The sequence below is a fragment of the Elusimicrobium simillimum genome (assembly GCF_049639735.1).
Classification (GTDB): domain Bacteria; phylum Elusimicrobiota; class Elusimicrobia; order Elusimicrobiales; family Elusimicrobiaceae; genus Elusimicrobium; species Elusimicrobium simillimum.
Genome location: NZ_JBEVVA010000003.1, coordinates 1,875,184 through 1,901,135 on the forward strand (window position 1 = coordinate 1,875,184; position 25,952 = coordinate 1,901,135).

Below are 25,952 nucleotides of genomic sequence, written 5' to 3' on the forward strand. Positions count from 1 at the left end.
ATGAGGTAATTTATGACAAAAAATATTGTGGTAATAGGTTCCGGCCCGGGCGGCTACCCGGCGGCATTACGTGCGGCGGCATTGGGCGCTAACGTAACAGTTATAGAAAAGGGCGAAATAGGCGGGGTATGCCTTAACTGCGGCTGCATACCTTCCAAATCACTTTTAGACGCGGCGCACCGCTTTGATATTGTTAAAGGTATTGCGGCTTTAGCTAATGAAGAGGCCGTAAACGCCACACCAAATTGGGAAAAGATTTCCGCAAGACGCGCTGCCGTAATATCAAAACTAAAAATGGGCATAATGTCGCTTTTTAAAGCTAAAAAAGTTAATTTTATACGCGGCCAAGCGGCCTTTACCGCTAAAAACGAAATAGAAGTTACCACAGATGGCGTTAAGCAAAAAATTAACTTTGACGCCGCCATAATAGCCGCCGGTACGCACGCTTTTTTACCAAAATTATTTGCCGACAACAAACACCATATTGTAGATAACTCAACTGTGTTCGGCATGCAAAAACGCCCTGATATTATCACCATTATCGGCGGCGGGGTAATAGGGTGCGAGTTTGCCTCTCTTTTTAATTCACTGGGTACAAAAGTCAATATTGTTGAAATGCAGCCCACGCTTGTACCGGGCGAAGATGAAACTTCTATCCGCGTACTTACAACCTCTTTTACCAAACGCGGCATAAACATAATGACATCCAAAACAGCCGTGGATATGACAGTTGACGGCGATAAAAAAATCATCACGCTTGAGTCCGGCGAAAAGCTGGAGAGTGACTGCGTGCTTGTAGCCGTAGGCAGAGAGGCACACCTTGGCGACCTTGGCCTGGACAATATAGGCATAGGCTGGACAAGAAAGGGCATTGAAGTTAACCCGCAAACGCTTGAAATTGTTGATAATATTTACGCTGTAGGCGACGTTAACGGCCTGTGCCTGCTGGCGCACGCCGCCAGCAAACAGGGCGAAGTTGCCGCCGCCAACGCCATGGGCCATAAAGAAGTTTACAATAATGATTTAATACCCAAAGCAATGTACACTCACCCTGAAGTAGCTTCCGTTGGGCTTAACAAAACACAGGCTGAAAAGCTGGGCAAAACAGTAAAAGTAAACAAGGCTTTTTACATGGCAAACGGCCGTGCGCTTACACAAGAAGAAACTGAGGGCCAACTGCAAATAATATCTGATGCGGACTCCGGCAAAATACTGGGCGCAGCTATAGCGGGCGCAAACGCGTCTGAAATGATACACATTTTTAGTGTAGCCATAACGGCTGCTATGACAACAGCGCAGCTGCGTGACATAGTGTTCGCGCACCCGACATTATCGGAATTAATTACAGAAGCGCTGTCTAAATAATGACAGCCATAATTTTGGTACGTCCGCGTAACCCCAACAATATCGGCGCCGCCGCCCGCGCTATGGCCAACTTTGGCCTGGCGGACCTGCGTATAGTTGCCGCCCACCCGCCTGTACTGGAAGAAGCGGTGGCGGCAGTCGGCGCGGAAAAAATACTGAAAAAAGCGAAAACATTTAATACTCTGGCGGAGGCTTTGGCGGACACCAACTTTTCGCTGGCCGCCACAAGTTTAAAAAACAGAAAAGCTGAGCAGAAAATAATTTCTCTGCCTGACATAAAAAAGGTGATGGGCAAAGGTAAAACAGCAATAGTATTCGGGCAGGAAAAAACGGGCCTTAGCAATGAAGATATCGCGTTATGCACCACCATATTAAACATTCCTACAGCGGCGGCGCAGCCGTCTATAAACCTGGCGCAAGCGGTTGTTTTGACATGTTATGAATTATCAAAATCAAGCAACTTTAAAAAGTTAAAAATAAATAAACTGGCTGATTTACCTTCAGCCAAAGATATAGATATTGTCACACAAATCTTACAGGGTACATTTACAAAACTAAACTTTCAAACCGCGCTTACTGTGCAAGACCAGCAAAATTTGGTAAGAAGTATATTAAACGCGGCAAATTTAACAAAAAAGCAGCTTTTTATAATCAAAAAATACGCTAATTTGATAGAATGATAATATAAATAATATCAGGGGTATTTATGGAATACAATATTCTGGTCATTAATCCGGGCTCAACATCAGACGATATTGGTTATTACAAAGACGGTAAAACAGTTTTTGAAGCATCCTCAAGATACTCGCAGGAAGAGTTAGATTCCTTCGCCGGTAAAGAACTATCAGAACAAATACCTTTAAGACGCAAGTTTTTGCTAAACACCCTTAAAGAACATAATGTGGATTTAAACGAGATAGACGCCGTTATAGGCCGCGGCGGGCTGTTAAAACATATTGAGGGCGGCGTATACGCCATTAACGACATTATGCTCTCAGACCTTAAAAGGGGCTACAACGGCCACCACCCCAGCAACTTAGGCGGTATTTTAGCCCGCGAAATAGCCGACCCTATCGGCAAGCCCAGCTTTACGGCCGACCCTGTTGTGGTTGATGAAATGCAGCCGCTTGCCCGTTATACAGGGTTTAAAGAAATTAAAAGGAAATCTATTTTCCACGCGCTTAACCATAAACGCGTAGCTAGGCTTACGGCGGAGAAAATGGGTAAAGAATATGAAGACCTTAACTTTATTATCATGCACGGCGGCGGCGGCATCAGCATAGGCGCGCATAAAAAGGGCCGCGTGGTAGATGTAACGGACGGGTTTGAAGGATCGGGCCCTATGACGCCGCAGCGCAGCGGTATTTTACCCGGCCTTGAGCTTGTAGGTATGTGCTTTAACGGCCAGTACACTATGCAGGCCATACGCAAAAAAATGCGCGGCCACGGCGGCATGATTGCCCATACCGGCACATCTGACATGGAAGATTTAAGAAATTATATAGCCGATGGCGCAAAAAAAGAAAAATCTACAATTAATTGCAGCCGTGAAGAAGCTAAAGAAGCTTTAGACGCCATGATTTACCAAATAGCCAAAGAAATAGGCGCCATGGCAACCGTGCTTGAGGGTAAAGTGGACGCCATTATTTTTACCGGCGGCCTTGCCTACAGCGATTATCTTGTAGAAGAATTAGAAAAGAAAACCAGATTTATTACAAATAACTTTTACGTATACCCCGGCGGGGACGAGAAAGCTGCCTTAAGAGAGGCCGCCACCCGCGCCCTAAACAACCCTGGTATAATAAAAGAATATAAATAGGAGATAATATTAAAATGAAATTCAAAAATTTTGCTGACCTTATTAATCAAGTTAAAGGCAAAAGCAACAGAGTGGTAGTACCCGGGGCCAACAACAGCGAAGCCCTTGAAGCTATAAAAATGGCCGATGAAAACGGCTTAATAAGCAGCGGTATTTTAATAGGCCCCACCGCCACAGTTAAAGAAATGATGGCAAAAGTAGGCCTTAAAGAAGATAAATTTACCTTTATTGAATGTACAGACGTTCCCACCATGTGCAACCTGGCAGTGCAGCAGATTGTAGAGGGCAAAGGCGACTTTTTAGTAAAAGGTTTAGTTGACACAAAATATTACATGAAGGCTATTTTAAATAAAGAAGCCGGCCTGGTGCCCGAGGGCGCCATACTTACCCACTTTGTTTTGTTTGAAACAAGCAGATACAAAAAAATGTTCGCGGTGTCAGACTCCGCCATTTTAATTTCCCCAACGCTTGAGCAAAAAGTAAAAATCATAGATAACGCCGTAGGCGTGCTTAATAAACTTGGCGTTCAAACCCCCAAAGTATCTATGGTATGCCCCGTAGAAAAAGTGAACGAAAAGATCCCCAGCACAGTTGACGCTAATGCTCTTGTTGAAATGAACAAAGAAGGTAAAATTAAAAACTGTGTGGTAGAAGGCCCGTACGATATTTACATGACATTCTCTAAAGAGCTTGCCGCTGAAAAGGGCATTACAAACGCGCAGGTACCAGGCGATGTTGACCTGGCGGTATTTCCTGACTTAGACGCAGCTAACCCGGTTTACAAAACTTTAGCGTTTTTTGCCGAAGGCGTAAAAGCCGCCGCTGTTTTAGTAGGTTCTAAAATACCGGTGGTGCTACCCTCCAGGGCCGACGCGCCGGAAGTTAAACTTAACTCCATCGCGCTTTGCTCTTTCTTAAAAGACCAAAAATAGTTTAGTTTAGGGGGACGCGCCCGTCCCCCTAATTTTTTGTAAATATGAAAAATAAAATAAAAAACGCGGCTAAAACTTGTTATCACCACTACTTAAAAGTGAGTGAAATTCTGTTTTATTTTCTCATAGTCTGTATAATTGTATGCATTGGCTCTATCTATTTTATAGTTAAAGATAAAGAAGCTAAAAAAGCCGCCATCCTTCCGCTGCCAGTAACCTCAGTGCAAGAAGACAGTATGCAAAAAACCCCGCTTTACACCCGCCTGGAACAAACCGGCATGAGCCGCGTACAAATACACGCTATAACCAACAAGCTTGACACTGTTATGAACACGCGTAAAATACGCCCCCAGGACTCTTTTATGCTTGTAACAGGCGAAGAGGGAGAGTTTAAAATGCTTGTTGTTACGCGTGATTTAAGCCGCTACTATGTGGCCGCCGTGGAAAATGATCTGGTGGCAGGCATACTGGATATCGAAATTAAAACCCGCACCCAAAACGCCGCCGGCAGTATAGAGAGTTCGCTTTTCGCATCCATGCAGAGTGAAGGCATGATGGTGCCCATTATCATCGCGTTTACAGACGTATTTTCCTGGAATATAGACTTTAATACCGAAACGCGTAAAGGCGATACCTACGCGCTTGTATGGGAAGAAGATTTTACAGCCAACGGCATGATTGTGGACCAGCGTATTTTGGCCGCTAAATATGAGGGCGCCTCGGCCGGCAAAAACTATGCTTTTGATTTTGAAGATGATTTTTATGACGAATCCGGCAAAGTAACCAAAAGAATGTTTTTAAAATCCCCCATAAGCTTTAAAGGCGTGAGAATAACATCACGCTTTAGCAATGGCCGCATGCACCCAATACTACGCATAAAACGCCCGCACCACGGCATAGACTACGCCGCGCCCGTTGGCACCCCTATAGAAGCCATAGCGGACGGCACTGTTAAATTTTCAGGCTGGAAAGGCGGCTTTGGCAATTATATAGAAGTTGCGCACGCCAATAATTACACCACAACCTACGGCCACCTTAAAAGCATGAACGTTAAAGTTGGCGAAAAAGTTAAACAGGGTAAAGTTATAGCGTACCTTGGTTCCACCGGTTTAAGCACGGGCCCGCACTTAGACTTTAGAATACGCGAGGGTAAAAAATATATAGATTTTTTAAAAATGAAAAACCGCAACTCAGCCTTAAAAGAAATACCTAAAGAAAAAATGAAAGATTTTGAAGCGCAGCGCGATAAATATTTAAAAATTTTAAATTCTATACAAGAGAGCGACTAATGAAAAAAAGAATCGTACTTACAGGCGGCCCCAGCGGCGGCAAAACAACGGCGTTATCCATAATTAAAGAAAGCTTTGGCCACGACGTTGAACTTGTTAAAGAAGCGGCCACGCTTATATACTCCGGCGGCTACCCCAGAAAAGACGGCAGCGCCCAACACACCTACCACGGGCAGAGAATAATTTATTATGTATCAAAAGAACTTGAAGAACTGGCGGACGAGTCGTCACAGGCGCCTATTGTAGTGTGCGACCGCGGCACCCTTGACGGCGCGGTATACTGGCCTTACGGGCAGGAAGATTTTTTAAAAAACATGGGCACCACCAAAGAAGCCGAGTTTGCCAGGTATGACATGATTATCCACCTGTCCCCGCCTATGGACGAGTCTTTTTACCAAGCCACCGCCGTAAGAACGGAAACGCTGGAGGGCGCGCTGCAAATAGACCAAAAGATTTTAGATATTTGGGCCGGCCACCCCAACAGGTTAGTAATAGACAAACACGCAACCTATTTTGATAAAGCAAAAATTATAAAAGAAGTAATAGCTAATATTTTACAGGAGATTAAGAAATAATGATTTGGAATCCATTTAAAAAGAAAGAAGACAAAAAGGCCGAAGGCACCGCCGCTGCGCCATCTAAGGAAAACAAAAAAGAAACCATAGAGGAGCGCATAGAGCGCGAACTGCAAAGCTTACCCGGCCCGCTTAAAAAGCAAATGTCTAACCCCGAGGTTAAGGCGTATAGAAATAGCCAAACGTATGGAACGTGACGGCGTGGACTTTAAAAATGTAAAAGCTATGAAAAAGTGGATTAAAGAACACGAGGCCGAACTTAAAGAAGAGCAGGCCAACGGCCCTAAGATTGAAACGGTAAGAAAGTCTGACGATGAACAAACCGGCCGCAACGAGCCCTGCCCCTGCGGCAGCGGCAAAAAATACAAAAAATGCTGCGGCGCTAAATAGTTATTTAGACAATAAAAACCCCCGGTTAACCAACCGGGGATTTTGTTTTTAAATGCCTTTATAAAATGCCGTTATAGAAGAAAATTTTCACAGGAGTTTGAGTGGATTTTTGTTTTTATTTGCGCGAGCAAGTACTTAAGGCGAAGCGTACGGTGAGTGCAAAGAAAAACAAAAATCCACCAAAATCCGAAGAAAATTTAAACCGCTGATGAAAGCCAAGCGAACGCAGAGAGCGACACAACCGGAATGCGAAGCACAAAAAAAAGAAAATCCCCCAAGCTGTGTTGGGGGATTTTTACGTTAAAAGCATGGGTAGGTACGTTATAGCTACCCAAAATAAAATGTATACAACAATAGCTATAATAACCAAACCTAAAAACAACTCTATAAACAGCTTTGTCATCGCGCTCATACTTTAGTTATAACATTTTTCTAAAGTCTTTTACCGTTTGCTCGGCATATTTTTTTATATTATCTGTTTTACCGCTGCCGCTTAAGGCCGCTACGGCGGGAATAAGCGTTTTTAAATTTTGTTTATCAAAAGCTATGTCGCGGGAAAACACGCTGGCGTTATCACCCGCCAAAGTATTGGCCATTACAGACGCCGCGCGCAAGGCGTTAATCTGCACATTTTCATTATCAGAATTTATGCCGTCTTTAACTAAGCTAAACCCGTCGCCCGTCATAAAGCCTATTGTAAGGGCGCAGGCAAAAGCGTAGGGCTTAGTAAAATCCGTCTTAATACATTTATTCATTTCTTTAAGCGTTAGCACAGGCGTACGCCCGGCGGAAAACGCCGCGTCTGATACTACGGCGGAGTCACGCTCGCTCTTTAACATAGAAAGCAAAATTTTATTACTCTTCTCACCAGCAAATGTGCCCAGCATCTGCGCCGCGCCGCGGCGCACTAAAGGGGAAGAATTTTTAGAAGCTTTTTTAAGGGCGGCAATTATTTTGTTTTCATCACTGTAAAGCGCGTTAACGGCTTTGAGGGCGAATATTTTATCATGCGGATAAAGCGCTACAATACTGTCAACATTAGTTTTTTCTTTTGGGGCCAGTATGGCAAGCGAAGCGGCCGCGTAACCTTTTATAACAGCGTCCCCCGTGCTGGCAAAAACGTCTTTTGTCATAGGTATAAGTTCCACATTTTTACCGTTCATAGAAGAGAGAATAACCGAGGCAAAAAACTTTTTCATATCCTGCGCCGTGTTTGAGATAATAACATTAAACAACGTATTTTCGTATTTTAAGGGCGGCGGGCTGTCTATAAGCGCTACGGCAAGCATAAAAACTTCAGAACTGTCTGTAGTTTTGGCAAAAGATTGCACGGCTTCAAAAAAATCCTGTTCCGTTACTAAATTACGGTTTTGTACGGCTGCCGGCAAAGTATTTTCCAAAGAGAAGGAAAACGATACATACAACACCATAGTCAAAACCAATAAAAACTTTTTCATAAACACCCCCGGTTAGTTAATACCATTGTACAAAATAAGGGCGGCGCAACACATAAAAGGGCCTATATCCGCCAATTTTAAAATCTTTTATATCTAAAACAACCCATCAAAAATGTTTTTTTATTTTACCGTCGTGACAGCTTATTTTTGTAGGTCCAAAGGCCTATACTCTTTTAGGTCTTTAGACCCTGGTTTTGATCATAATAATGCGATATCCTATAAATATAGAAAAGGAGTTCTTATGAAACACACACTAAAGTTTTTACTGGCGCTTGGCGATACTAAAATGGTAGTACTTGATAACACCCAGTCACAGGAAATATACGCTACAGGCCAAACCATACAGAAAAGCGGCAGCTCTGTCAGACGCATAGCATCCGCCTTTGTTAAACAATAGATTTTACCCTTACATCCCCTCCTACTTTAGGCTCTCCGCTAACCCCGGAGAGCCTTTTTTTGAGTAAATTTTATATTTTTCTAAAGAGTGGATATATTGAAAGCCGCGTACAGGGGCCCCGAAGATTTGCATGTATTTTGAATTTTTTTCTTTTCAGCACACTTGGGGCGGGTAGCGCAGCGGACACGGCGGGTGTGTTGAAAAGAAAAAAATTCAAAATATATGCAAAGATTTGGGGATAAAAAATGCCCGCTCTAAAGAGCGGGCATTTTTAAAAACCTTCGGCTTTGGCGTAGGCCATTATGCCCTTGGCTATGCCGTCCGCTATTTTAAGTCTGACAAGTTTTGTGTTAAGCTGCTTTCGGTCATTAAGATTACTAATATAACCGCACTCAACAAGCACTGCCGGGGAATCCACACCCTTAAGCACATAAAAATTAGCTTGTTTTATACTGTTGTTAGGGTTTACCGTTATACCTATACCTTTGGTATTTTTAACGCTGTTACGCACATAACCCGCAAGTTTGGAAGACTCGTTAACATACTCATTAACCGCCAGCGAGCGCAGCAACATATCGGCAAAGTTAAAGTGCGTTTCCTCATACTGTAAAGATTCGTTTTCAAAAGCGGCAATTTCAGCCGCCTGCGCGTCGGACGCTTTTTCTGAGCGGAAGTAAACCTCAAACCCGTTGGCCGCCGTCTTGGCCGAGGCATTTGTATGTATGGACACAAACAAATCGGCCTTAAAATCATTAGACAATTTAGAACGCTCGCTAAGCGCTAAAAATCTGTCGTCGCTGCGGGTCATTTTTACATCAAAGCCTTTCTTTTTTAATATATCGTAAACTTCTTTGGCTATAATAAGGTTAATAGTTTTTTCCTGCGTGCTGTATTTTCTGACGGCGCCCGGGTCCTTGCCGCCGTGGCCGGGGTCTATCATAATACGCATTTTTTTGCCTTTAGCCGGCGCTGCTGTTATTACAGCAGCCGGCTTACCGGCGGAAATTTTGACAGCGGGCTCTGCCGCTGCTATTACGGGCCCTGAGAAAAAGGCTCCCGCATCTAACTCTTCAGCGTCGCCGTCATCTTCATCATCCTCATCAGGCGTTTGCGGCTGCGCTGGCGCGATGACTGGCGCGTCAGGCGCCTGCGGCGCGGTGCCTGCGGCCTGCGCATTGGCAAACGCTTTAAAAACTAACATTCCGTTGTCATACTCAAAAGCCCAGCCTTTTGCTTTGGGCTTCATTACAAAACGCAAACACTCATTTTTACCGCAGGATTTTATGTAAAAAGTATTTATTAAATCATCTTTCACCTTAAAGGTACCCAGGCGTTTTGCAATGGCGCCTTCCAACTCAACCTCAACAATATTTCTGTTTTTCTGGTTGGTTTTAAATGACAGTGTGCCCTGCGTGGCAAAGAATACAAAAGAAGCGTCTTTAGTGGCGGAGGACGACACATATTCCACATTATAAAACTTTTCTAAAGAATATTTACCGTCAGAAAAACTAAGTTGTTTATTTAAGGCCTCTGACAACCTTTTATCTAAAAAGAACTCCACCGGAACATAGATTTTAGATTTTACAACCTGGGCGGGCAGCGGTAAAAGCGTATTCTCATTATTTACAGTTACCTCGCGTTTGCCCGCTGTAAATAACGCGGAAAAAGAACCTATCTTTACCCTTAACTGTTGGGACTGCGAGTAGTAATTACTCTCCCCGCCCAACTTACGCGCCATTGCCTGCGCGTCCACAAACACTGTGGCGTTTAAGATAATAGACGGCACACTGCCCTTGCTTTTGCCCTCATTAAACAAATATGTTTTCTGGGCAAAAGCGGGGGCCAGCAGTACAAATATAAATGCCAGCACAGCAAGAAGCTTCTTCATAAAAACTCTCTCAGCGCAAATACTACTCAAGCACTATTTTATAGTCTTCCCACGCAAGCTGCGGGTCCGCCTGTATCTTCATAGAACGGTGAATATTTTGCTCTATTATAGACTGTTTAGGCTTTATTTGGTCCGCCAGCTGCGGGTGCAGCACTATGCGCAGGTTACCGCCGGGGCGGCCCTGCGTAAGGTCGTAAATTTCTCTCTGTATTTTAATACGCATACTCTCGGCCGAAAGTACGCGCCCTGAACCATGGCATTCCGGGCATTCATCCGTAAGCAGACTGCCGGTGCTTTCCTTTTTTCTTTCTCTGGTCATTTCAACAAGACCAAGACGCGTGATGGGCAGTATTCTTATTTTTGCCCTGTCGCGGCGTACAGCGTTGCCAAGCGCCTCAACCACACGGTGGCGGCTGGAAGCTTTTTTCATGTCGATAAAGTCTATAACCACAATACCGCCTATATTGCGCAGGCGCAGCTGGTGCGCCACTTCCTGGGCGGCCTCAATATTGGTTTGGGTTACTGTTTCTTCCTGTGATTTATTGCCGGTAAACTTACCTGTGTTTACGTCAATGGCGCACAGAGACTCGGCCTCTTGTATAATAATACTGCCGCCGTTTGGCAGAGGCAGTTTTGTTTTGCGTAAGTTGTTAATATCCTCTTCAATATCAAACGCTTCAAAAATGGGTGTTTTGCCTTTGTAAAGTTTTACTTTGCCCACAAGTTCCGGTGAGTTTTTGGAAACAAAATCAATCACGTTTTCATAATCTTTTTTATTGTCCAGCATATATACTTCTATATTTTCGGAAAGTATGTCGCGCGCAACCTGCAGCACAGCGTCCATATCCTCATGCAAAAGCGAAGGAGACGGTAAAGACTCAAACTTGCTCATTATGCTCTGCCATTGGCGGTAGAGGTATTTAACTTCGCGTTCAAGCTCGTCTTTGGTAGCTTCTTCAGCCTCTGTACGCACTATACAGCCCATGCCGTGTAAATGCTTGGCGGCAAGGTCTTGCACCATGTCATTAAGTTTATGCCTTTCTGAATTATCTTCAATATTTTTGGATACTCCCACAAAACTTTGGTGCGGCGTTAAAACTAAAAATCTGCCCGGCAAAGTTACGTCCATAGTTATCTTCATGCCTTTGGTGCCTATGGCGTCTTTAACAACCTGCACCATAACTTCCTGCCCTTTTTTAAGCACGCGTTCTATATTCTTTTTTTCATCGCCAAGCACGTCTGAAATATAGAGATAGGCGTTTTTTTCGTAGCCTATGTTAACAAACGCGCTTGAAATACCGGGCAGCACGTTTTCAACAGTGGCTTTGTAAATATTGCCCACTATGTTTACCGCGCCGCGGCGTTCCCACATAAGCTCGGCCAGGCGGCCGCCCTCCAGTATTGCCACTCTTGTTTCTTCAAACGACGTGTTTGCCAGCACTTCTACTTTTACATTTTCTTCATGTTTACTCATATCAAATCCTTAGTTACACCAAAGTATATCCGCCAAGAGAATTACTGTAGTATAAATTCTTTTTAATTATTTTTACTGCCGAACTTTCAAAACTATTGCACTGTCCGTTCCCGCCCAAATTAAGCCACTTGGCTAAAAATAGCTCAACTTTTACGCTGCGTCCGTTAACCTTGCAAAGTGTTATTTTTAAAACACCGCCGTCCAATTTGGCGCTGAGAATATACGGTTTTATGTCAACTGTCTCTCTAAGCCCGTTTTCATGCACGGTGGTAACAATTATTTCTTTACTGCCTAAAAAATCCTCAAGCGGCGGCGGGTTAAAATTATCAACCCCAATTACCTCATACTCCACCACATCAGATAAACTTGCTATAGACGGGAATTGGTAAGGAATCTCTTTAGACTCCAGCACTTTTATACCGCCTTTTTCCGCTTTTTTAAGCGCTTCAAACGCTTCTGTATCTTTAACAAAATCTGTAAAATATAAATCTATGTACTCGCACTCGCTGTCCTGCCCAAGCGCTAACGGCGGGCCAAATGTTAAACGCGGGCGGCTGGCGTCGCTGTCCATCTTAGCTATCGGCAGGCCTGAGGACAACAGCATCTCACGCCAAATATTTGCCGTTTGCCCCTGCGTCAGGCTGTTTGCGCGCGCGTACCTAATACGCATTTTATAAATTTTTAACATATTTGGGTGGCTCACCTAAACGAAATACGCCTTGAATAAATAGACTGCACTATGCCAAACGCCCACATGCTTGCAACAAAATTGGACCCGCCGTACGATATAAGCGGCAGCGGTATGCCCGCCACCGGCGCCAGCCCTATAAGCATGCCAAAATTAACTATGGCGTAAATTAGAAACATACTAAATATGCCCGCGCAAACTAAATAGCCATAACCGTCGCTGGCGGAGTACGCTATCATAACTATGCGCCACAGTATAATAAAATATAAAGCCAGCACGCCAAGCGTGCCCCAAAGGCCCATTTCCTCGCCTACCACGGCCAAAATAAAATCAGTATGTTTTTCCGGCACAAAACCAAGGCGTGACTGCGTGCCCGAAAATAAACCTTTGCCAAGCGCCCCGCCGGACCCCATGGCAATTTGCGCCTGCAACACATTATACCCCGCGCCCTTAGGGTCAGATTTTGGCGCTAAAAACGCTTCCACGCGTTTACGCTGGTAAGGTTTAACATGTTTATCCACAACCATACCACTTAAAAAACCCGCTATTATAACCCCGCAAACAATAAGCACGAAAATATACCCTATATAAATTCTAAATTGCTTAAGCAACGTCCACACAAGATATCCTATAAGCATAACCAGGGCGCAAAATAAAATCATATACCAAACATTTGAAGACATACCGCCCACAAAACGCAGCAGCCCGCTTGCGGCCATGGCATCGGGGTGCAGGTAAAGATATGTCCAAATAAGCGGGAATATACCCGCGAAAAAGCCAAACAAAAATATTAGTATCAAATAAAATATATTTACCCCGGCGCAGTACATCAGCATAAGCAGCGCGGGCAGGGAAATAACTACGGAAGAAAAGTCCGGCTGTTTCATAATAAGGCCGAATATCGGCGCCATTATGGCAAACAGTACAAATATGACTGAAGGCTCTTTAATGCGCCGCATATTACGCTGTAAAAAACTTGCCGCTATCAAAATCATGGCAACACGGCAAATTTCAGACGGCTGCATAGAAAACATTGCAAAATTAAACCAAGACTTTGACCCGCGCTGGTAACTGCCAAATATAAGCACTCCTACCAGCAGTAAAATTACAAACCCGTACAGCCACTTCCACTGTTCCTCATAAATTTGGTAATTAAAAAACCAGCCGAATAAAAACGCCGCTATGCCAACAGGAATAGCCACTATATGCTTTTTAACAACAACGCCGCTAAGGCTGGTGCCCGCCACCGCGCTCATCACCGCCAGCGAACCTATCAGCACAAGCAACAGCACCGCTATGACAAACACATAGTCAACGCGGGTTCTTTTAATACTTTGGTCCGAATATGAATTTAAACTAAACATTAAAACCTCTTAAATTATTCAATATCAAAATACGCCTGTATCATTTTTTTAGCCACGGGCCCGGCCACTGTGGAACCGTGTTTGCCATGCTCTATAAAAACAGCCACGGCTATTTCAGGCTCGCCGCCCTTGGGCGCGGCAAAGGCCATTATCCAGGCGTGGTCATTGCCGTGCGGGTTTTCAGCGGTGCCTGTTTTGCTGTAAACATCATAGCCCGGTATTCTTGTGGCTCTGCCGGTGCCTTTATCCGTAGTTTGTTTTAAAGCTTTAAAAATATCCTCCCAAGCCTGCGGCGCCGCGGGAACTTCTTTAATAACTTTGTGTTCGCCTTGCACTAAAACTTCACCTGAGGGGGAAACTATTTTTTCAACATAATAAGGCCGCCAAAGTTTGCCTTTGCTGGCAATAGCCGCCGCAAACTGCGCTACCTTAACAGGCGTGACCAAAAGTTCGCCCTGGCCTATGGCAAGGTTAAGCGTATCGCCGGCAAACCAATATGTTCTGTTTTTAGCGCGGCGGGTGGGGCCGAAAAGGTTGCCGCTTCTTTCACCAACAATATCAATGCCGGTAGGTTCGCCTATCATAAATTTGCGCTGCATTCTTTCTATAGCGGCGGAGCCTATCTGATTACCTAAAATATAAAAATAGGTGTCGCATGATTTTGCCATAGCGTCAAAAAAATCAACATGGTTATGCACGCCCCAGCATTTAAAAACCCTGGCGCCTATATCATAAAACCCGGGGCAGTTGATTGAAGAGTTAACATTAAGCTTCCCCTCGTCCATAGCCGCCATGGACGTAATAACTTTAAACGTAGACGCCGGAGGATAAACACCCTGCACGGCAAGGTTAAACTCTTTTATGGCTTTTCTTTCTTTTTCAGTATCTTCGTTATTATAAGGCACAAAAATATTAGGATCAAAAGCGGGAGACGTAGATAGCGCCAGCACCGCGCCAGTTTTAGGGTCCAGCGCCACGGCTGCGCCTATACCTGTGTTAGAGGCCGCAAGCCCCGCGTCCGCCGCCTGTTGTACTTTAGAGTTTAAAGTAAGATAAATATCGGCGCCCGGGCGGCCTTTTTTATCTTCAATAACGCTTTTAAGACGCGCGCGGTGGTCCACTTCCAAAAACAGTCCGCCATCGGTACCTTTTAAATATTTTTCAAATTTCTTTTCTATGCCAAAGCGGCCTATGCGGCTGTCCAAACGGTAATCAAGACTTTTGTCTCTGTCACGCCAGGCGGCGCCCTCCATACTGCCAAGATAGCCAATAAGATGGCTGGCAAATGTTTTAAGCGGGTATGTCCTCTTACTTTCCTCAATAAGATAAATGCCGTTGTAGTGCACCTGCAGCTCGGCAAGAGGAAGAGTATATTGGGGGGAGAGGTTTTCCGCTATGACAGAGGCCTTGCCGCTTCTGGCGGCGTTTTTTAATTTTTTTAAAACATCTTCCTTTTTTTGGTTTATAGCGGCGGCGATTTCATCTGATAAAGTTTCTATATATTCCGGCTGGGAGAGAGTGTTGTTAGGAAAAAAGTAGAGGTTAAAAACAGGCGCGCTTTGCGCGGCTACCGCGCCGTCCGCCGTAATAATGCGCCCGCGCGGCGCCGTTTGGTAAATTGTCTGCGTGCGGTTACGCTCCGACTGCTGCTGGTAGTAGCTGTGCCTCACCACCTGTATGTCAATAAGGCGCACGGCTATAACGGCGCAGGCCGCCATGGCTAATATCCATAAACCTTTTAATCTGGGTGAGACGTCAATCTTTTTCATTAAACGAAGCTTTCAGCCTCGGGCAAAGACAAAGCGTTAAATGTAGAAAACACAAACAGCGCGATAATAGAATTACTGACCGCGCCAAATACCAAACTTTGAAATCCGTGCCAGGCCGTACCTTTTGAAAATATAAGTCCTGTAAAATTATAAAGCAAAACACTAATTATAGTGATACAAAAAATCAGCACCATCTGCGGGAGCACGCTTTCAAAATCAAGAAGTTTCTTAACAAGATAAACTATACCCGCGCATAAAGTGAACGTAAGCGCGTAAGCGCCAAACATATTTACGCCAAAAAAATCTAAAAACATGCCGCCAAAAAACGCGAACGTGTAACCCGCCCATTTATTATAACGGGCGCACACTATCACGCACACCGTAAGCATAAAATTTATACTTATATTAAAACTGGAACCAAACGCCGCGAACGCCCAGTGAATTACCGTGCAAAGAATAAAAATAACAATTAATTGTAAAGCTGATTTCATTTTTTACCCGCCTTAATACCGGTTATGACAAACACTTCTTTAACCGCACCGGGGCGCACTATCGGGCGTACGTTAAGCGTGAGAGAGGTTTTAATTTCTTCGCCTTTTTCGGCGGAAATTACTTTGCCTATGCTTATGCCCTCCGGAAATATCACACTGCTTTTAGAGGTATAAACAAGCTCGTCCTCTAAAATTTCCGTGCCAAGCGGCACATAACGCAGTTTTAACATGCCGCTTTTGGACCCTGTTATCAGCCCGTCTTCGCTAGTGCCTTCAAGATGCGCGGCGGCGGAAAACTCCTCGTCATTTAAAAGCAAAACTTTGGAGGTGTTTAATTCTTCCTCTATAACAGTGCCAACTAAACCTATTTTGGTGCCGTCAAAACCTATTACGGCGCTTTTTACGCTTACGCCGTCATTGGTGCCTTTGTCTATGATAATGCTGGTCCAGCGGGAAGGGTCGCGGTAGGCGGTTTTAGCCCAAACGCCGTTCCATCGTTTTTCGGGGTTTAGGAGCATTGCTTCTGAAAGGCGTTCGTTTTCTTCCAGTATTACTCTGGCCTCTTCTTTTATTAGTAAAGTTTCTTTTAAATCTTCTTCATAAGAGGTTTTTTGTTTGTGTATGGCCAAAAGTTCTCTGACGGTGGAACTGACATTGGCAAAGTATTCCACGCTGGAATGCGCGGCTCTTATCTGCGGTATAAACACATAAGAAAGCACCGCTTTTACCGAGCTTACAAACCCCTTTAAGGGCAGTATTAAAAGCAGCACCGAAAGTATAAAATAAAATATAAAAGCTTTTCTAGAGCCTGAGGAGGCGTCTATATTAATCTTACGCATGTTAACATTTTAACTTATATTTACTACTTTTTGAAATTATTATGCGCGCGTACGGTAAAAAATGCCTAAAATAGCCCTAAATAACTAAAAATACCGCCGCTATTTGAATAATTTTTTATATTCCCCGTAACCTTCTTTTTCAAGGTGTTTTACCGGTATAAACTTAAGCGCCGCACTGTTAATGCAGTAGCGCAGCCCCCCTTTATCCGCCGGGCCGTCGTCAAATACATGTCCCAGGTGTGAGTCGGCGTTTTTACTGCGCACTTCCGTCCTGTTCATGCCGTGTGAAGAATCTTCTTTTTCGGTCACGTTAGCTATGGGTTTGGAAAATGACGGCCAGCCGCAGCCGGCGTCAAATTTATCTTTAGAGGAAAACAGCGCCTCGCCGCTGACAATGTCCACATAAATGCCGTCCTCAAAAAACTTGTCATACTCCCCGCTGAACGGGGCTTCAGTGGCATTTTGCTGGGTTACGGCGTAGGAAATGGGGCTTAAAAGCGTTTTAAGGTCTTTTTTATCCTGCTTTTTTGCGTATTTGTCCGCGCCCGCCAAATTAATATGGCAGTAGCCGCCCGGGTTTTTATCTAAATATTTTTGGTGGTATTTTTCAGCGGGGTAGTAATTTTCAAGCGGCTTAAGTTCTGTGACAATGGGGGCTTCGTACTTGCGCTGTTCCTCGCTAAAAACTTTTTTGGCGGCGTAAACGTCTTTATCGTTAATGTAATAAACGCCTGTGCGGTACTGCGCGCCAATATCGTTGCCCTGGCGGTTTGATACTGTGGGGTTTATAATTTCAAAGAAAATATGCAGCAGCTGTTCAAGCGAAAGTTGTTTAGCGTCATATTGCACGTGCACGGTTTCGGCGTGGCCGGTGTTTTCGTTACAAACCTGCTCATATGTAGGGTTTTTGGTTTTGCCGTTTGCGTAGCCGACTTGCGTGTTTACAACACCGGGTATTTTGTCTAAATACGCCTGCACGCCCCAAAAGCAGCCGCCGGCAAGATAAATATCTTTAAGGCCTTCCTGTTTGCTAAGTTCCATAACTTCCCCCTTGTTGACAACTGTGGTTTTTGGCGGATTAATGTTCATAAAAATCCCCCAGGCCAGCAAAACTAATGCTACAAAAAAAATAGGTTTATTTATTTGAAACATAATTTTATTTTACTTTTTTATAGGTTACTGATTTTATTTTTTTGTTAAGAAATTTCGCTATTTTTTCAGCTTCAATTTTTATTAATTTTTTGTCATCCTCGGCCAGCGTATTAAATAAAAATATTTCAAAATTTATCTCTTTGCCTTTAATGGCGTAGCGCCATGTGCCAGCTACTTTTTGCCCCGCAATAACCACAGCTTCCACGTGCGCCGCGGGGCGCCAGACATGCTTAAATTTATCTTTAGGCATGGCCCAGGTTTTGTCGCTAAAGCTTACCATAAGCGGGTCAAATTTACCAAGCAAACGCACTACGCTTTTATTTGTTTTATTTTTTAAAATTTTGATATCTTCGTCATCTTTAAACATATAATACGGCGTCTTGTTATACTCAAAAACGGCTAAATCTTTTTTAAGTTTATTAAAAACGGGCTCCGCTTCTTTTTTGGTTAAACCGCTCCAGTGTAAAAAATCCTTAAAGCTGGCCGGGGCGTAGTGGGTAAAGTAATTTTGCATGATATATTTAATGGCGTCGGCCTGTTTTAACTGTTTAAATTCTTTTATTTCTTTTGCTTTAAAAACTTTGCTTACGTGGTCATATTCTTTAATATGCGGGCGCGCGGGCACGGCGAATAAAATGCCCTCCAGCGTGGCTTTTAAAATAAAAGCGTAGTCTCTGTATTCATGCGTTACATGGGGGATTGCGTCGTTAAGAATCTCACTTATATCGCGCTTGGTAAGTGGTTTTAGGGCGCCATGGCGGTCAATTGCCCCAACGCCTTTTTTAAGCGATTCCATATTATCTTTAAAAAAATTTGTTACAAAATTATTTCTGTTACCATATGCCGCGCTGACATACTTCCAATCGTTTTTATGAAATAAGTGTACTGTGTTGCGCTGGCCCCATAACTTAATAATATCTCTGCTGTCAAAGAGCGCGGCTAAGCTGTCTTCGGTTATATTTTGTACGCGGTTAAATATACTTATCTCGCTAAACTGCTGGAACTGTGACTGCACGCCAAAGAGGCGCACAGCGCAATCTGCCGCGCTTTCGTGCGGCACCGCCAAGCCGGATTTTTTAAGACGTAAAAAGAAAATTTGCTCTCTTGTAATTTGCATATTTTTAAATTATACTATTAACACTACCTTATTTACACATCCCCGAAAATATTATCACAAAGGATAACTCATGAAGAAAGGGTTCACACTTATAGAACTGCTGGTTGTGGTTCTTATTATAGGTATATTAGCCGCGATTGCTTTGCCGCAGTATACAAAAGCGGTAGAAAAATCACGCCTGGCGGAAGCGGCGTTAAACATGAAAAGTTTAGGTGACGCTATAGAAAGAGTAATTTTAGCGCACGGATATCCAAAAATAGCAGATATGCAAGACATGCTGGATATTGAAATGCCGGGCACATGGGCCCTGGAGGGAACATTCTTAAAAGGAACTACTAAGAATTTTAAATATACTATTACCTGTTCTACAACATCATGCTCCATAACAACCGTAAGAAACAAGCCCTCAACAGATAAATATTACTATATACTGACCAAAACTATGAATGATACCGGCGGGGCAATGAAGTGCACATACTGCTCTAACTATGTAGACAAACCTCTGGGCTGTGACTTGGCAAAAACAATAGGGTATCCATTGGGCAATCCCCCGGGAATGTGCGTGGAAGAAGTGCCGTGATTCAACTTTTTATAATTTTAGTAAAACCTTTTTTGTATAATAACCAATAGGAGAAATATTATGAAAAAAGGTTTTACTTTAATAGAATTATTAGTTGTAGTATTGATAATAGGCATATTGGCCGCGATTGCTTTGCCGCAGTATACAAAAGCGGTGGAAAAATCACGCCTGGCGGAAGCAACTTTAACATTAAAATCAATTTCTGACGCTTTAGAAAGAGTTATTTTAGCACAGGGGTACCCTGCTAACGCAGATATACAAGATTCTTTAGATATAGACTTGCCGGGCACATGGACAATGCAAGACAGCCCCGCCGCGTTAAAAAGCGTTGGCAAAAACTTTACCTACCATATTTCCTGCAATACAAGTAAATGCGGCATAACAGCGGAAAGAAGCAAACCGCAATCAAATGAGTTCTTCTACCATTTAGAACGTAATATTAGTGACAGCGGTATAGAAATGGTATGTTTATATTGCACAAATTTCACCACAAAATCAGCAGGCTGCCAACTGGCAAAAACCGCCGGCTACGGCGACGCTTCAGACGGCAGGCTTATGGGTTGTATTCCATCACTCCCTTAAAATCATACTGCAATCATAGCAAAAAGCCCCGCTCAAATTGAGCGGGGCTTTTTTATGTTTAAAACTATCTGTGCTTAATAAGAGTGGAACCTTTTACCGTAAGCTCTTCTAAAAACTTACCTGTGCCAAGCACAACGCAGCTAAGCGGGTCCGCCGCGCGGTGCACGGGGATGTCGGTTTCTTTCCTGATTAAATCAGTTATACCGCGAAGGAGCGAGCCGCCGCCTGCCACCACTAAACCTCTGTCCACAAGGTCAGCGGCCAATTCTGGCGGGGTTTCTTCAAGCGTGCTTTTTACTACGTCTACAATAAGACGCACAGGCTCCATTAAAGCCTGTCTTATCTCTTCTGACGTTACAGTTAAAGTGCGCGGTAAACCCTGTGTCTGGTCACGCCCTTTAACTTCCATGGTCTTCTCTTCTTTAAGCGGAAAAACGGAACCGATATTAATTTTAACGTCTTCGGCCGTGGTTTCACCTACTATTAAATTGTATTTTCTTCTAAAATACTGCACAATGCAGTCTGTAAGCTCGTCGCCGGCTACGTCTATGGATTTGGCCACAACCATGCCGCCAAGTGAAATAACGGCAACTTCTGTTGTGCCGCCGCCAATGTCAACAATCATGCTGGCGTGAGGCTCTGAAATAGGCAAATCAGCACCCATGGCGCTGGCCATAGGTTCTTCTATAAGGTATACCTCTCGGGCGCCGGCCTGTCTGGCGGCGTCTTCTACCGCGCGTCTTTCAACGCCGGTAATGTCTGAGGGTATGCCTATAATTAATCTGGGGCGCAGTAAACTTTTGCGGCTGTGTACTTTACGTATAAAGTAGCGTATCATTTCCTGCGTAACTTCAAAATCAGCTATAACGCCGTTTCTAAGCGGTCTAACCGCTATAATGTTGGCAGGCGTTCTGCCTAACATTTGCTTAGCTTTGGCGCCTACGGCGCGAACTTCACCCGTCTCACGGTCTACCGCCACGACAGACGGCTCTCTAAGAACTATACCCTTTTCTTTTACATAAATAAGACAGTTGGCTGTGCCAAGGTCCATACCCATGTCTGTAGAAAAAAGCCCGCCCAAATAATCTATAAACATAAAATCACCTTTATTTTGGTTCAGCGCAGGTGCCCGCTTTGTATGAGGCCCCTGCGCTGATAAACTAACTGAAAAGCCTAGTTTGGTTTAGTCAACCAGCTTGATTATAGCAACTTCAGCGTTATCGCCCTGTCTTCTGCCAGCGCGGTAAATGCGTGTGAAGCCGCCGGGTCTCTCGGCGTATCTGCCCGCAAGTACATCAAAAAGCTTTTTAAAAGCATCTTTGTCTTTTAATGTATCTTGTACGCGCATCTGCTGCCCGTCTTTAGCTAATGTTATCAAATTATCTACTACTCTTCTGACTTCTTTAGCTTTTTGAACTGTGGTTGTAACCTGTTCGTGCAGAATAATGCTGGTAGCCATATTTCTGAGCATCGCTCTTCTGTGTGAACCTGTTTTACCAAGTTTTCTGTGTCCTGTATTCTTAATCATATTTCCTTATACCTTAAACTTTTTTGTTTTATCACGGGGGCTAGGCTATCGCCCGCGCCCCGCGAAGCGAAACAAAAGACTTAAAATTTCATTCCGAGGGAAAGATTCATTTCCGCAAGTCTTTCTTTGACTTCGTCAAGTGAACGTGTGCCGAAGTTCTTGATCATCTTGAGGTCGTCTTCAGTCTTGCTGACCAAGTCACGTACCGAGTTTACACCCTCTGACTTGAGGCAGTTAATTGAGCGTGATGAAAGTTCTATAAACTCAACGGACTGGTTTAAAAGTTCTTCCAGCTTGCTGTTTACCGCCGCCGCGCCTGAAACGCTGCCTGTTGAGGAAAGCGGTTCATCCGCCACCGGGGCCTGTACCGCCGGCACTTCCTCACCTTCTATTGTGAAGATGTGAAGTGACTGTGATAACAGTACCGCGGCTTTATGCAAAGCTTTAGCGGGTTCTAACGTGCCGTCTGTGGTGATCTGTAAAACCAAGCGGTCATAGTCGGTCTTCTGGCCGACACGGGCAGGTTCTACGTCATAATGTACCTTAAGTATGGGTGAGAAAATAGCGTCCACCGGGATAAAACCGGCAGGCCTTTGTATTTTGCTCAGATCTTCGGCCGGGACATAACCCTTGCCTTGTGAAATTTCAATTTCAAGCTCAAGCTTGCCGCCCGCTTCTAAATTGGCTATTTCAAGATCTTTGTTTACAATTTCAACACCTGTTACTTCCTGTATTTCTTTAGCTGTGACTTTACCGGGTTTGGTAGCGGTTAAATAAACATATTCTTTATTTTTACCGTCAAGTTTAACTCTAAGTTTCTTGAGGTTTAAGAGTATGTTTATAACGTCTTCTCTAACGTTGGCTACTGTGCTGTATTCATGCACAGCGCCTTTAACTCTTACCGCTGTTACCGCCGCGCCGTCAAGGCCGGAAAGCAAAATTCTTCTAAGAGAATTGCCTACCGTATGGCCGTAACCGCTTTCGTAAGGTTCCGCTGTGAACTTACCGTAAAAGGGTGTTGCTGTTTTTTCGTCCAACTGAATTTTTGTTGGTAAAACTAACTGATTAAAAGCCATTTTTCCCTCCACAACTATTTGGAATAGTGTTCAACTATCAACTGTTCATTAATGTTTTCAGGAATTTCCGTTCTTCCCGGAACGCGAACATATTTGGCGCCTATAGGCTCTTTCCATTCAATCCAAGAATACTTGGCGTGGTCATACCCTTTAAGGTTAGCTTCCAGCATGCTTAATGATTTAGAACTTTCAGCTACGCCTATAACCTGGCCGGGCTTTACTGAGTAAGAGGGCGTTTTAACAATAGCGCCGTCTACGGTTATGTGCCTGTGCGTTACAAGCTGGCGGGCGGACGCTCTGGTGCGGGCCAAACCCATGCGGTAAACAATATTGTCTAACCTGCATTCAAGAAGCTGCATTAAAACTTCGCCTGTAACACCTTTAGAGTTTTGGGCTTTTTTAAACAGATTGCTAAATTGCTTTTCTAATAAACCATAGGTATATTTTGCTTTCTGCTTTTCTGCGAGATGAATGCCGAATACCGACATTTTTTTCTTTCTGGGCGCGCCATGTTTGTTGCCTACGGCTTTTTCTGCTTTAGCAAAGCTTTTGTCAGGACCGAAAATCGGTTCACCAAACCTGCGGGCAATTTTTGTTTTAGGACCTATATATCTTGACATAAAATTATACTCTCCTGGCTTTGGGCGGTCTGCATCCGTTATGGGGTATAGGTGTAACGTCTCTTATTGCGGAAACGTTAAGACCTGCTTGCTGTAAAGCTCTGATAGCTGTTTCTCTGCCTTGGCCCGGGCCGCAAACCTTTACGGTTACTTCCCTCATGCCAAGTGAAACGGCCTTCTCGCCTGCTTTGCTGCAAGTAATTTGAGCTGCGAACGGTGTGCTTTTTTTGCTGCCTTTAAAACCGTGTGAGCCAGCTGACGACCATAAAAGCGTGTTGCCTTTATCGTCTGCTATTGTAATAATTGTGTTATTGAAAGAACAAAAGATATGCACTGTACCAAACGCGGGCAACTTTGTACCTTTCTTTTTTGCTTTAGCTGCAGCGCCCGCTTCCGGGTTTGCAGCCTTTGTTATTTTTTCTTCTGCCATTTTAAATACCTAACCTGTTAAAATTATTTAGCTTTAGAACCGACAGTTCTTCTTCTGCCTTTTCTGGTTCTGCTGTTGGTCTTTGTTCTCTGACCGCGAACAGGCAATCTCTTTCTGTGTCTGTTTCCTTTATAAGAGCCTGTTTCAACGTAGCGCTGAATGTTGGCGGAAACTTCACGTCTGAGTTCACCTTCAACTTTATATTCTTTCTGTAATATTGTGTTGATGAGGTTAGCCTGGGCTTCAGTTAAATCTTTAACTCTGGTTGTAGGATCTATCTGACCATTGGTTTTGGCAATAACGTCTTTGGCGTTCTTTTTGCCGATACCATAAATATATTCAAGAGCAATATCTATTCTCTTATTCTTAGGTAAATCTATACCTGCGACTCTAGCCATATTCTCGAAAACTCCTTATTAACCTTGGCGTTGTTTGTGCTTTGCAACTGTGCACACAACACGCAATACGCCGTTACGTTTAATAACTTTGCATTTTTGACATATTTTCTTTACACTAGCTCTGACTTTCATTTATTTCTCCCGGTAGGTGATTCTGCCTTTAGTCAAGTCATACGGTGATAATTCCAGTTTAACTTTATCGCCCGGTAAAATCCTGATATGGTGCACTCTCATTTTGCCTGAAATATGCCCCAGCACAACTTTACCGCCGTCTATTTCTACTTTAAACATAGCATTTGGCAAAGATTCTAAAACCTTGCCTTCTACTTCGATCTTATCGCTCATACATTTGGCTAACGGCCGAACTTCCTCCTGTTTTAGTGCGTATAGTTGTAGTATTTCCTTTTGTTTCCCTCGCCCCACCGGGGGAGAGGGCAAGGGTGAGGGGGAATTTACACAAAATGCACACAATTATGTGCCCTTTGCTCCGCCTAACTCGCCTTCTGTTTAACACGAAAAACCCAGCAGTAATCTGCTGTCTTCAAAGAAACCAACAACCATCTTATATTTTAGATTGTGAGTATCTCACAACCGTCTTCGGTAACAGCGACAGTGTGTTCAAAATGGGCAGATAAACTGCCGTCTTTTGTTACAACCGTCCAACCGTCACGCAGTGTCTTGACATCGTCTGTTCCCGCGTTTAACATAGGCTCAATTGCAAGCACATAGCCTTTCTTTAAAACCGGCCCCGTGCCTTTCATACCGTAGTTAGGGATGTTAGGCTCCTCGTGTAAATTACGTCCCACGCCGTGCCCGCAATATTCCCTTACTATACCTAAGTTATTTAACATAGCAAAAGTTTCAACCGCGTTTGATACATCGCCAAGATGTACGCCGGGTTTGACACGCCCAATAGCTAACTCCAAAGACTTTTTTGTTGCATCAATAAGTCTTTGGGCGTCATCGGAAACTTTTCCTACGCCGATAGTGACAGCGGCATCCGAGTAGAAACCGTCAAGACGGGCTCCTACATCGATACTAATAATATCACCATCCTTTAATATTTTACCTTTTTGCGGGATTCCGTGCACGACTTCTTCATTTACCGACGTACACAAAGTACCGCGAAAACCGTTGTAACCCAAAAAAGCGGGCAACGCGCCATGCGCTCTTATTATTTTTTCCGCTTCTTTATCTAACTCTAATGTAGAAATACCAGGCTTAACAAGCTCATACATGGCCCTGTGAACTTCAGCCACTATTTTGCCAGCCGCCCTCATTTTTTTTATATCTTCTTCTGTTTTTATTTCTATCATTTTGTCTGTTATATTTTAAATCAAAGTTGCTATTATTGATGCGGGAATTATTATTATCAAAAAACTAAAGGCCAAGCCCCACCAAAATCTGTTTCTTTTTAAACTGCCGGCCATCGCTTTTGCCGGATTTTTAGGGTTAAAGCAAACCGTAATTTTTTGCCCCGGGTCAAGCTCGCCCATTTTAAATATTAATCCGCCAGCGTCCCAGGTGTTAAAAGAATATTCTTTGCCATCAAAATCAAAAATAATTTTATATTTGTGATTTAAGTTTTTAGTTTTTTCTTTACTTGCCACGCTGCCCGCTGCTTCCCGCGCGCCGCCCTTAAGCGCACTCAAATTAAAACCTCTAGCGCTGTAAAACAGCCCCGCAAAAAACACTATCCAAATAATTACCAGTCCAATTGTTATTGGCATAT

Annotated in this window: 31 protein-coding genes; 11 read left to right on the top strand and 20 right to left on the bottom strand. The window is 43.8% G+C overall.

From position 1 onward, the window contains the following. The first annotated feature begins 12 nt into the window (after nt 1-12). From lpdA to AAIR98_RS09575, 8 genes are read left to right on the top strand one after another with little or no spacing between them, the layout of a single operon-like run. Nucleotides 13-1,365, top strand: a complete 1,353-nt coding sequence (lpdA, locus tag AAIR98_RS09540) for a dihydrolipoyl dehydrogenase (protein ID WP_423971964.1) — start codon at nt 13-15, stop codon at nt 1,363-1,365. After that, nucleotides 1,365-2,045 carry an RNA methyltransferase gene (locus tag AAIR98_RS09545; RefSeq protein WP_423971965.1) on the top strand — a complete coding sequence of 227 codons (681 nt, stop codon included), beginning with the start codon at nt 1,365-1,367 and terminating at the stop codon, nt 2,043-2,045. The genes lpdA and AAIR98_RS09545 overlap by 1 nt, the downstream gene beginning before the upstream one ends. Before the next feature lie 26 nt (nt 2,046-2,071). Beyond that, complete coding sequence (gene buk, locus AAIR98_RS09550; RefSeq protein ID WP_423971966.1) at nt 2,072-3,184, top strand: butyrate kinase; 1,113 nt, start codon at nt 2,072-2,074, stop codon at nt 3,182-3,184. Between the two features lie 14 nt (nt 3,185-3,198). Further along, entirely contained in the window at nt 3,199-4,116 is a 918-nt protein-coding gene (locus AAIR98_RS09555) for a phosphate acyltransferase (protein ID WP_423971967.1), read from the top strand. 44 nt (nt 4,117-4,160) lie between these two features. Next, nucleotides 4,161-5,405, top strand: coding sequence for a M23 family metallopeptidase (locus AAIR98_RS09560; protein ID WP_423971968.1), 1,245 nt, complete (start codon nt 4,161-4,163; stop codon nt 5,403-5,405). Continuing rightward, nucleotides 5,405-5,980 carry an ATP/GTP-binding protein gene (locus AAIR98_RS09565; protein ID WP_423971969.1) on the top strand — a complete coding sequence of 192 codons (576 nt, stop codon included), beginning with the start codon at nt 5,405-5,407 and terminating at the stop codon, nt 5,978-5,980. The genes AAIR98_RS09560 and AAIR98_RS09565 overlap by 1 nt, the downstream gene beginning before the upstream one ends. Further along, nucleotides 5,980-6,177, top strand: coding sequence for a hypothetical protein (locus AAIR98_RS09570; protein ID WP_423971970.1), 198 nt, complete (start codon nt 5,980-5,982; stop codon nt 6,175-6,177). Before AAIR98_RS09565 ends, AAIR98_RS09570 begins: the two co-directional genes overlap by 1 nt. Further along, nucleotides 6,167-6,370, top strand: coding sequence for an SEC-C metal-binding domain-containing protein (locus AAIR98_RS09575; RefSeq protein WP_423971971.1), 204 nt, complete (start codon nt 6,167-6,169; stop codon nt 6,368-6,370). Before AAIR98_RS09570 ends, AAIR98_RS09575 begins: the two co-directional genes overlap by 11 nt. A gap of 419 nt (nt 6,371-6,789) precedes the next feature. On the opposite strand, the gene AAIR98_RS09580 is transcribed toward AAIR98_RS09575, so the two are convergent. Continuing rightward, the gene (locus AAIR98_RS09580; RefSeq protein ID WP_423971972.1) at nt 6,790-7,827 is read right to left on the bottom strand and encodes a HEAT repeat domain-containing protein; all 1,038 of its coding nucleotides are present in this window, start codon (nt 7,825-7,827) and stop codon (nt 6,790-6,792) included. Between the two features lie 241 nt (nt 7,828-8,068). On the opposite strand from AAIR98_RS09580, the gene AAIR98_RS09585 reads away from it, so the two are divergent. Further along, nucleotides 8,069-8,224, top strand: coding sequence for a hypothetical protein (locus AAIR98_RS09585; protein WP_423971973.1), 156 nt, complete (start codon nt 8,069-8,071; stop codon nt 8,222-8,224). 271 nt (nt 8,225-8,495) lie between these two features. Here the strand turns inward: AAIR98_RS09585 and AAIR98_RS09590 are convergent, their stop codons facing one another. From AAIR98_RS09590 to AAIR98_RS09630, 9 genes are all read right to left on the bottom strand, one after another. Beyond that, nucleotides 8,496-10,112 carry an N-acetylmuramoyl-L-alanine amidase gene (locus AAIR98_RS09590; protein WP_423971974.1) on the bottom strand — a complete coding sequence of 539 codons (1,617 nt, stop codon included), beginning with the start codon at nt 10,110-10,112 and terminating at the stop codon, nt 8,496-8,498. 22 nt (nt 10,113-10,134) lie between these two features. Continuing rightward, nucleotides 10,135-11,586 (bottom strand): Rne/Rng family ribonuclease, encoded by a 1,452-nt coding sequence (locus tag AAIR98_RS09595; protein ID WP_423971975.1) that lies wholly within the window; start codon nt 11,584-11,586, stop codon nt 10,135-10,137. Nucleotides 11,587-11,599: 13 nt separating this feature from the next. Continuing rightward, nucleotides 11,600-12,274 (bottom strand): TIGR03936 family radical SAM-associated protein, encoded by a 675-nt coding sequence (locus AAIR98_RS09600; RefSeq protein ID WP_423971976.1) that lies wholly within the window; start codon nt 12,272-12,274, stop codon nt 11,600-11,602. An 11-nt stretch (nt 12,275-12,285) separates the two neighbouring features. Further along, nucleotides 12,286-13,638 carry an FtsW/RodA/SpoVE family cell cycle protein gene (locus tag AAIR98_RS09605; RefSeq protein ID WP_423971977.1) on the bottom strand — a complete coding sequence of 451 codons (1,353 nt, stop codon included), beginning with the start codon at nt 13,636-13,638 and terminating at the stop codon, nt 12,286-12,288. Between the two features lie 14 nt (nt 13,639-13,652). Beyond that, nucleotides 13,653-15,407, bottom strand: a complete 1,755-nt coding sequence (mrdA, locus tag AAIR98_RS09610) for a penicillin-binding protein 2 (protein ID WP_423971978.1) — start codon at nt 15,405-15,407, stop codon at nt 13,653-13,655. Continuing rightward, on the bottom strand, nt 15,407-15,898 hold the full coding sequence (gene mreD / locus AAIR98_RS09615; protein ID WP_423971979.1) for a rod shape-determining protein MreD: 492 nt from the start codon (nt 15,896-15,898) through the stop codon (nt 15,407-15,409). Before mreD ends, mrdA begins: the two co-directional genes overlap by 1 nt. Then, entirely contained in the window at nt 15,895-16,737 is an 843-nt protein-coding gene (mreC, locus tag AAIR98_RS09620) for a rod shape-determining protein MreC (RefSeq protein WP_423971980.1), read from the bottom strand. Before mreC ends, mreD begins: the two co-directional genes overlap by 4 nt. A gap of 99 nt (nt 16,738-16,836) precedes the next feature. Further along, nucleotides 16,837-17,826 (bottom strand): peptide-methionine (S)-S-oxide reductase MsrA, encoded by a 990-nt coding sequence (gene msrA, locus AAIR98_RS09625; protein ID WP_423971981.1) that lies wholly within the window; start codon nt 17,824-17,826, stop codon nt 16,837-16,839. 67 nt (nt 17,827-17,893) lie between these two features. Further along, a complete protein-coding gene (locus AAIR98_RS09630) occupies nt 17,894-19,006 on the bottom strand; it encodes a DNA glycosylase AlkZ-like family protein (RefSeq protein WP_423971982.1) in 1,113 nt (370 codons plus the stop codon). Nucleotides 19,007-19,076: 70 nt separating this feature from the next. Between AAIR98_RS09630 and AAIR98_RS09635 the strand changes: the two genes are divergently transcribed. Further along, nucleotides 19,077-19,586, top strand: a complete 510-nt coding sequence (locus AAIR98_RS09635) for a type IV pilin protein (RefSeq protein WP_423971983.1) — start codon at nt 19,077-19,079, stop codon at nt 19,584-19,586. Between the two features lie 60 nt (nt 19,587-19,646). After that, a complete protein-coding gene (locus AAIR98_RS09640; protein WP_423971984.1) occupies nt 19,647-20,168 on the top strand; it encodes a type IV pilin protein in 522 nt (173 codons plus the stop codon). A gap of 64 nt (nt 20,169-20,232) precedes the next feature. On the opposite strand, the gene mreB is transcribed toward AAIR98_RS09640, so the two are convergent. The 10 genes from mreB to AAIR98_RS09690 form a co-directional block, all read right to left on the bottom strand. Then, nucleotides 20,233-21,264, bottom strand: coding sequence for a rod shape-determining protein (gene mreB, locus AAIR98_RS09645; protein WP_423971985.1), 1,032 nt, complete (start codon nt 21,262-21,264; stop codon nt 20,233-20,235). A gap of 87 nt (nt 21,265-21,351) precedes the next feature. Then, the gene (gene rplQ, locus AAIR98_RS09650) at nt 21,352-21,696 is read right to left on the bottom strand and encodes a 50S ribosomal protein L17 (RefSeq protein ID WP_423971986.1); all 345 of its coding nucleotides are present in this window, start codon (nt 21,694-21,696) and stop codon (nt 21,352-21,354) included. Between the two features lie 80 nt (nt 21,697-21,776). Next, nucleotides 21,777-22,772: a DNA-directed RNA polymerase subunit alpha gene (locus AAIR98_RS09655; RefSeq protein ID WP_423971987.1), complete on the bottom strand. Its 996-nt coding sequence runs from the start codon at nt 22,770-22,772 to the stop codon at nt 21,777-21,779. Nucleotides 22,773-22,786: 14 nt separating this feature from the next. Then, on the bottom strand, nt 22,787-23,392 hold the full coding sequence (gene rpsD, locus AAIR98_RS09660) for a 30S ribosomal protein S4 (protein WP_423971988.1): 606 nt from the start codon (nt 23,390-23,392) through the stop codon (nt 22,787-22,789). A gap of 4 nt (nt 23,393-23,396) precedes the next feature. After that, a complete protein-coding gene (gene rpsK, locus AAIR98_RS09665) occupies nt 23,397-23,822 on the bottom strand; it encodes a 30S ribosomal protein S11 (RefSeq protein ID WP_423971989.1) in 426 nt (141 codons plus the stop codon). A 23-nt stretch (nt 23,823-23,845) separates the two neighbouring features. Continuing rightward, the gene (gene rpsM / locus AAIR98_RS09670; RefSeq protein WP_423971990.1) at nt 23,846-24,220 is read right to left on the bottom strand and encodes a 30S ribosomal protein S13; all 375 of its coding nucleotides are present in this window, start codon (nt 24,218-24,220) and stop codon (nt 23,846-23,848) included. Between the two features lie 18 nt (nt 24,221-24,238). Continuing rightward, nucleotides 24,239-24,352 (bottom strand): 50S ribosomal protein L36, encoded by a 114-nt coding sequence (gene rpmJ / locus AAIR98_RS09675; RefSeq protein ID WP_423971991.1) that lies wholly within the window; start codon nt 24,350-24,352, stop codon nt 24,239-24,241. After that, nucleotides 24,353-24,565 (bottom strand): translation initiation factor IF-1, encoded by a 213-nt coding sequence (gene infA, locus AAIR98_RS09680; RefSeq protein WP_423971992.1) that lies wholly within the window; start codon nt 24,563-24,565, stop codon nt 24,353-24,355. A gap of 224 nt (nt 24,566-24,789) precedes the next feature. After that, complete coding sequence (gene map / locus AAIR98_RS09685) at nt 24,790-25,536, bottom strand: type I methionyl aminopeptidase (RefSeq protein ID WP_423971993.1); 747 nt, start codon at nt 25,534-25,536, stop codon at nt 24,790-24,792. 15 nt (nt 25,537-25,551) lie between these two features. After that, entirely contained in the window at nt 25,552-25,950 is a 399-nt protein-coding gene (locus tag AAIR98_RS09690; RefSeq protein ID WP_423971994.1) for a hypothetical protein, read from the bottom strand. Nucleotides 25,951-25,952: the final 2 nt, after the last annotated feature.

Excerpts from the sequence above, each read along its gene's own strand:
- lpdA (WP_423971964.1), top strand. The coding sequence starts at position 13 with ATGACAAAAAATATTGTGGTAATAGGTTCCGGCCCGGGCGGCTACCCG.
- AAIR98_RS09545 (WP_423971965.1), top strand. The coding sequence starts at position 1,365 with ATGACAGCCATAATTTTGGTACGTCCGCGTAACCCCAACAATATCGGC.
- buk (WP_423971966.1), top strand. The coding sequence starts at position 2,072 with ATGGAATACAATATTCTGGTCATTAATCCGGGCTCAACATCAGACGAT.
- AAIR98_RS09555 (WP_423971967.1), top strand. The coding sequence starts at position 3,199 with ATGAAATTCAAAAATTTTGCTGACCTTATTAATCAAGTTAAAGGCAAA.
- AAIR98_RS09560 (WP_423971968.1), top strand. The coding sequence starts at position 4,161 with ATGAAAAATAAAATAAAAAACGCGGCTAAAACTTGTTATCACCACTAC.
- AAIR98_RS09565 (WP_423971969.1), top strand. The coding sequence starts at position 5,405 with ATGAAAAAAAGAATCGTACTTACAGGCGGCCCCAGCGGCGGCAAAACA.
- AAIR98_RS09570 (WP_423971970.1), top strand. The coding sequence starts at position 5,980 with ATGATTTGGAATCCATTTAAAAAGAAAGAAGACAAAAAGGCCGAAGGC.
- AAIR98_RS09575 (WP_423971971.1), top strand. The coding sequence starts at position 6,167 with ATGGAACGTGACGGCGTGGACTTTAAAAATGTAAAAGCTATGAAAAAG.
- AAIR98_RS09580 (WP_423971972.1), bottom strand. The coding sequence starts at position 7,827 with ATGAAAAAGTTTTTATTGGTTTTGACTATGGTGTTGTATGTATCGTTT.
- AAIR98_RS09585 (WP_423971973.1), top strand. The coding sequence starts at position 8,069 with ATGAAACACACACTAAAGTTTTTACTGGCGCTTGGCGATACTAAAATG.
- AAIR98_RS09590 (WP_423971974.1), bottom strand. The coding sequence starts at position 10,112 with ATGAAGAAGCTTCTTGCTGTGCTGGCATTTATATTTGTACTGCTGGCC.
- AAIR98_RS09595 (WP_423971975.1), bottom strand. The coding sequence starts at position 11,586 with ATGAGTAAACATGAAGAAAATGTAAAAGTAGAAGTGCTGGCAAACACG.
- AAIR98_RS09600 (WP_423971976.1), bottom strand. The coding sequence starts at position 12,274 with ATGTTAAAAATTTATAAAATGCGTATTAGGTACGCGCGCGCAAACAGC.
- AAIR98_RS09605 (WP_423971977.1), bottom strand. The coding sequence starts at position 13,638 with ATGTTTAGTTTAAATTCATATTCGGACCAAAGTATTAAAAGAACCCGC.
- mrdA (WP_423971978.1), bottom strand. The coding sequence starts at position 15,407 with ATGAAAAAGATTGACGTCTCACCCAGATTAAAAGGTTTATGGATATTA.
- mreD (WP_423971979.1), bottom strand. The coding sequence starts at position 15,898 with ATGAAATCAGCTTTACAATTAATTGTTATTTTTATTCTTTGCACGGTA.
- mreC (WP_423971980.1), bottom strand. The coding sequence starts at position 16,737 with ATGCGTAAGATTAATATAGACGCCTCCTCAGGCTCTAGAAAAGCTTTT.
- msrA (WP_423971981.1), bottom strand. The coding sequence starts at position 17,826 with ATGAACATTAATCCGCCAAAAACCACAGTTGTCAACAAGGGGGAAGTT.
- AAIR98_RS09630 (WP_423971982.1), bottom strand. The coding sequence starts at position 19,006 with ATGCAAATTACAAGAGAGCAAATTTTCTTTTTACGTCTTAAAAAATCC.
- AAIR98_RS09635 (WP_423971983.1), top strand. The coding sequence starts at position 19,077 with ATGAAGAAAGGGTTCACACTTATAGAACTGCTGGTTGTGGTTCTTATT.
- AAIR98_RS09640 (WP_423971984.1), top strand. The coding sequence starts at position 19,647 with ATGAAAAAAGGTTTTACTTTAATAGAATTATTAGTTGTAGTATTGATA.
- mreB (WP_423971985.1), bottom strand. The coding sequence starts at position 21,264 with ATGTTTATAGATTATTTGGGCGGGCTTTTTTCTACAGACATGGGTATG.
- rplQ (WP_423971986.1), bottom strand. The coding sequence starts at position 21,696 with ATGATTAAGAATACAGGACACAGAAAACTTGGTAAAACAGGTTCACAC.
- AAIR98_RS09655 (WP_423971987.1), bottom strand. The coding sequence starts at position 22,772 with ATGGCTTTTAATCAGTTAGTTTTACCAACAAAAATTCAGTTGGACGAA.
- rpsD (WP_423971988.1), bottom strand. The coding sequence starts at position 23,392 with ATGTCAAGATATATAGGTCCTAAAACAAAAATTGCCCGCAGGTTTGGT.
- rpsK (WP_423971989.1), bottom strand. The coding sequence starts at position 23,822 with ATGGCAGAAGAAAAAATAACAAAGGCTGCAAACCCGGAAGCGGGCGCT.
- rpsM (WP_423971990.1), bottom strand. The coding sequence starts at position 24,220 with ATGGCTAGAGTCGCAGGTATAGATTTACCTAAGAATAAGAGAATAGAT.
- rpmJ (WP_423971991.1), bottom strand. The coding sequence starts at position 24,352 with ATGAAAGTCAGAGCTAGTGTAAAGAAAATATGTCAAAAATGCAAAGTT.
- infA (WP_423971992.1), bottom strand. The coding sequence starts at position 24,565 with ATGAGCGATAAGATCGAAGTAGAAGGCAAGGTTTTAGAATCTTTGCCA.
- map (WP_423971993.1), bottom strand. The coding sequence starts at position 25,536 with ATGATAGAAATAAAAACAGAAGAAGATATAAAAAAAATGAGGGCGGCT.
- AAIR98_RS09690 (WP_423971994.1), bottom strand. The coding sequence starts at position 25,950 with ATGCCAATAACAATTGGACTGGTAATTATTTGGATAGTGTTTTTTGCG.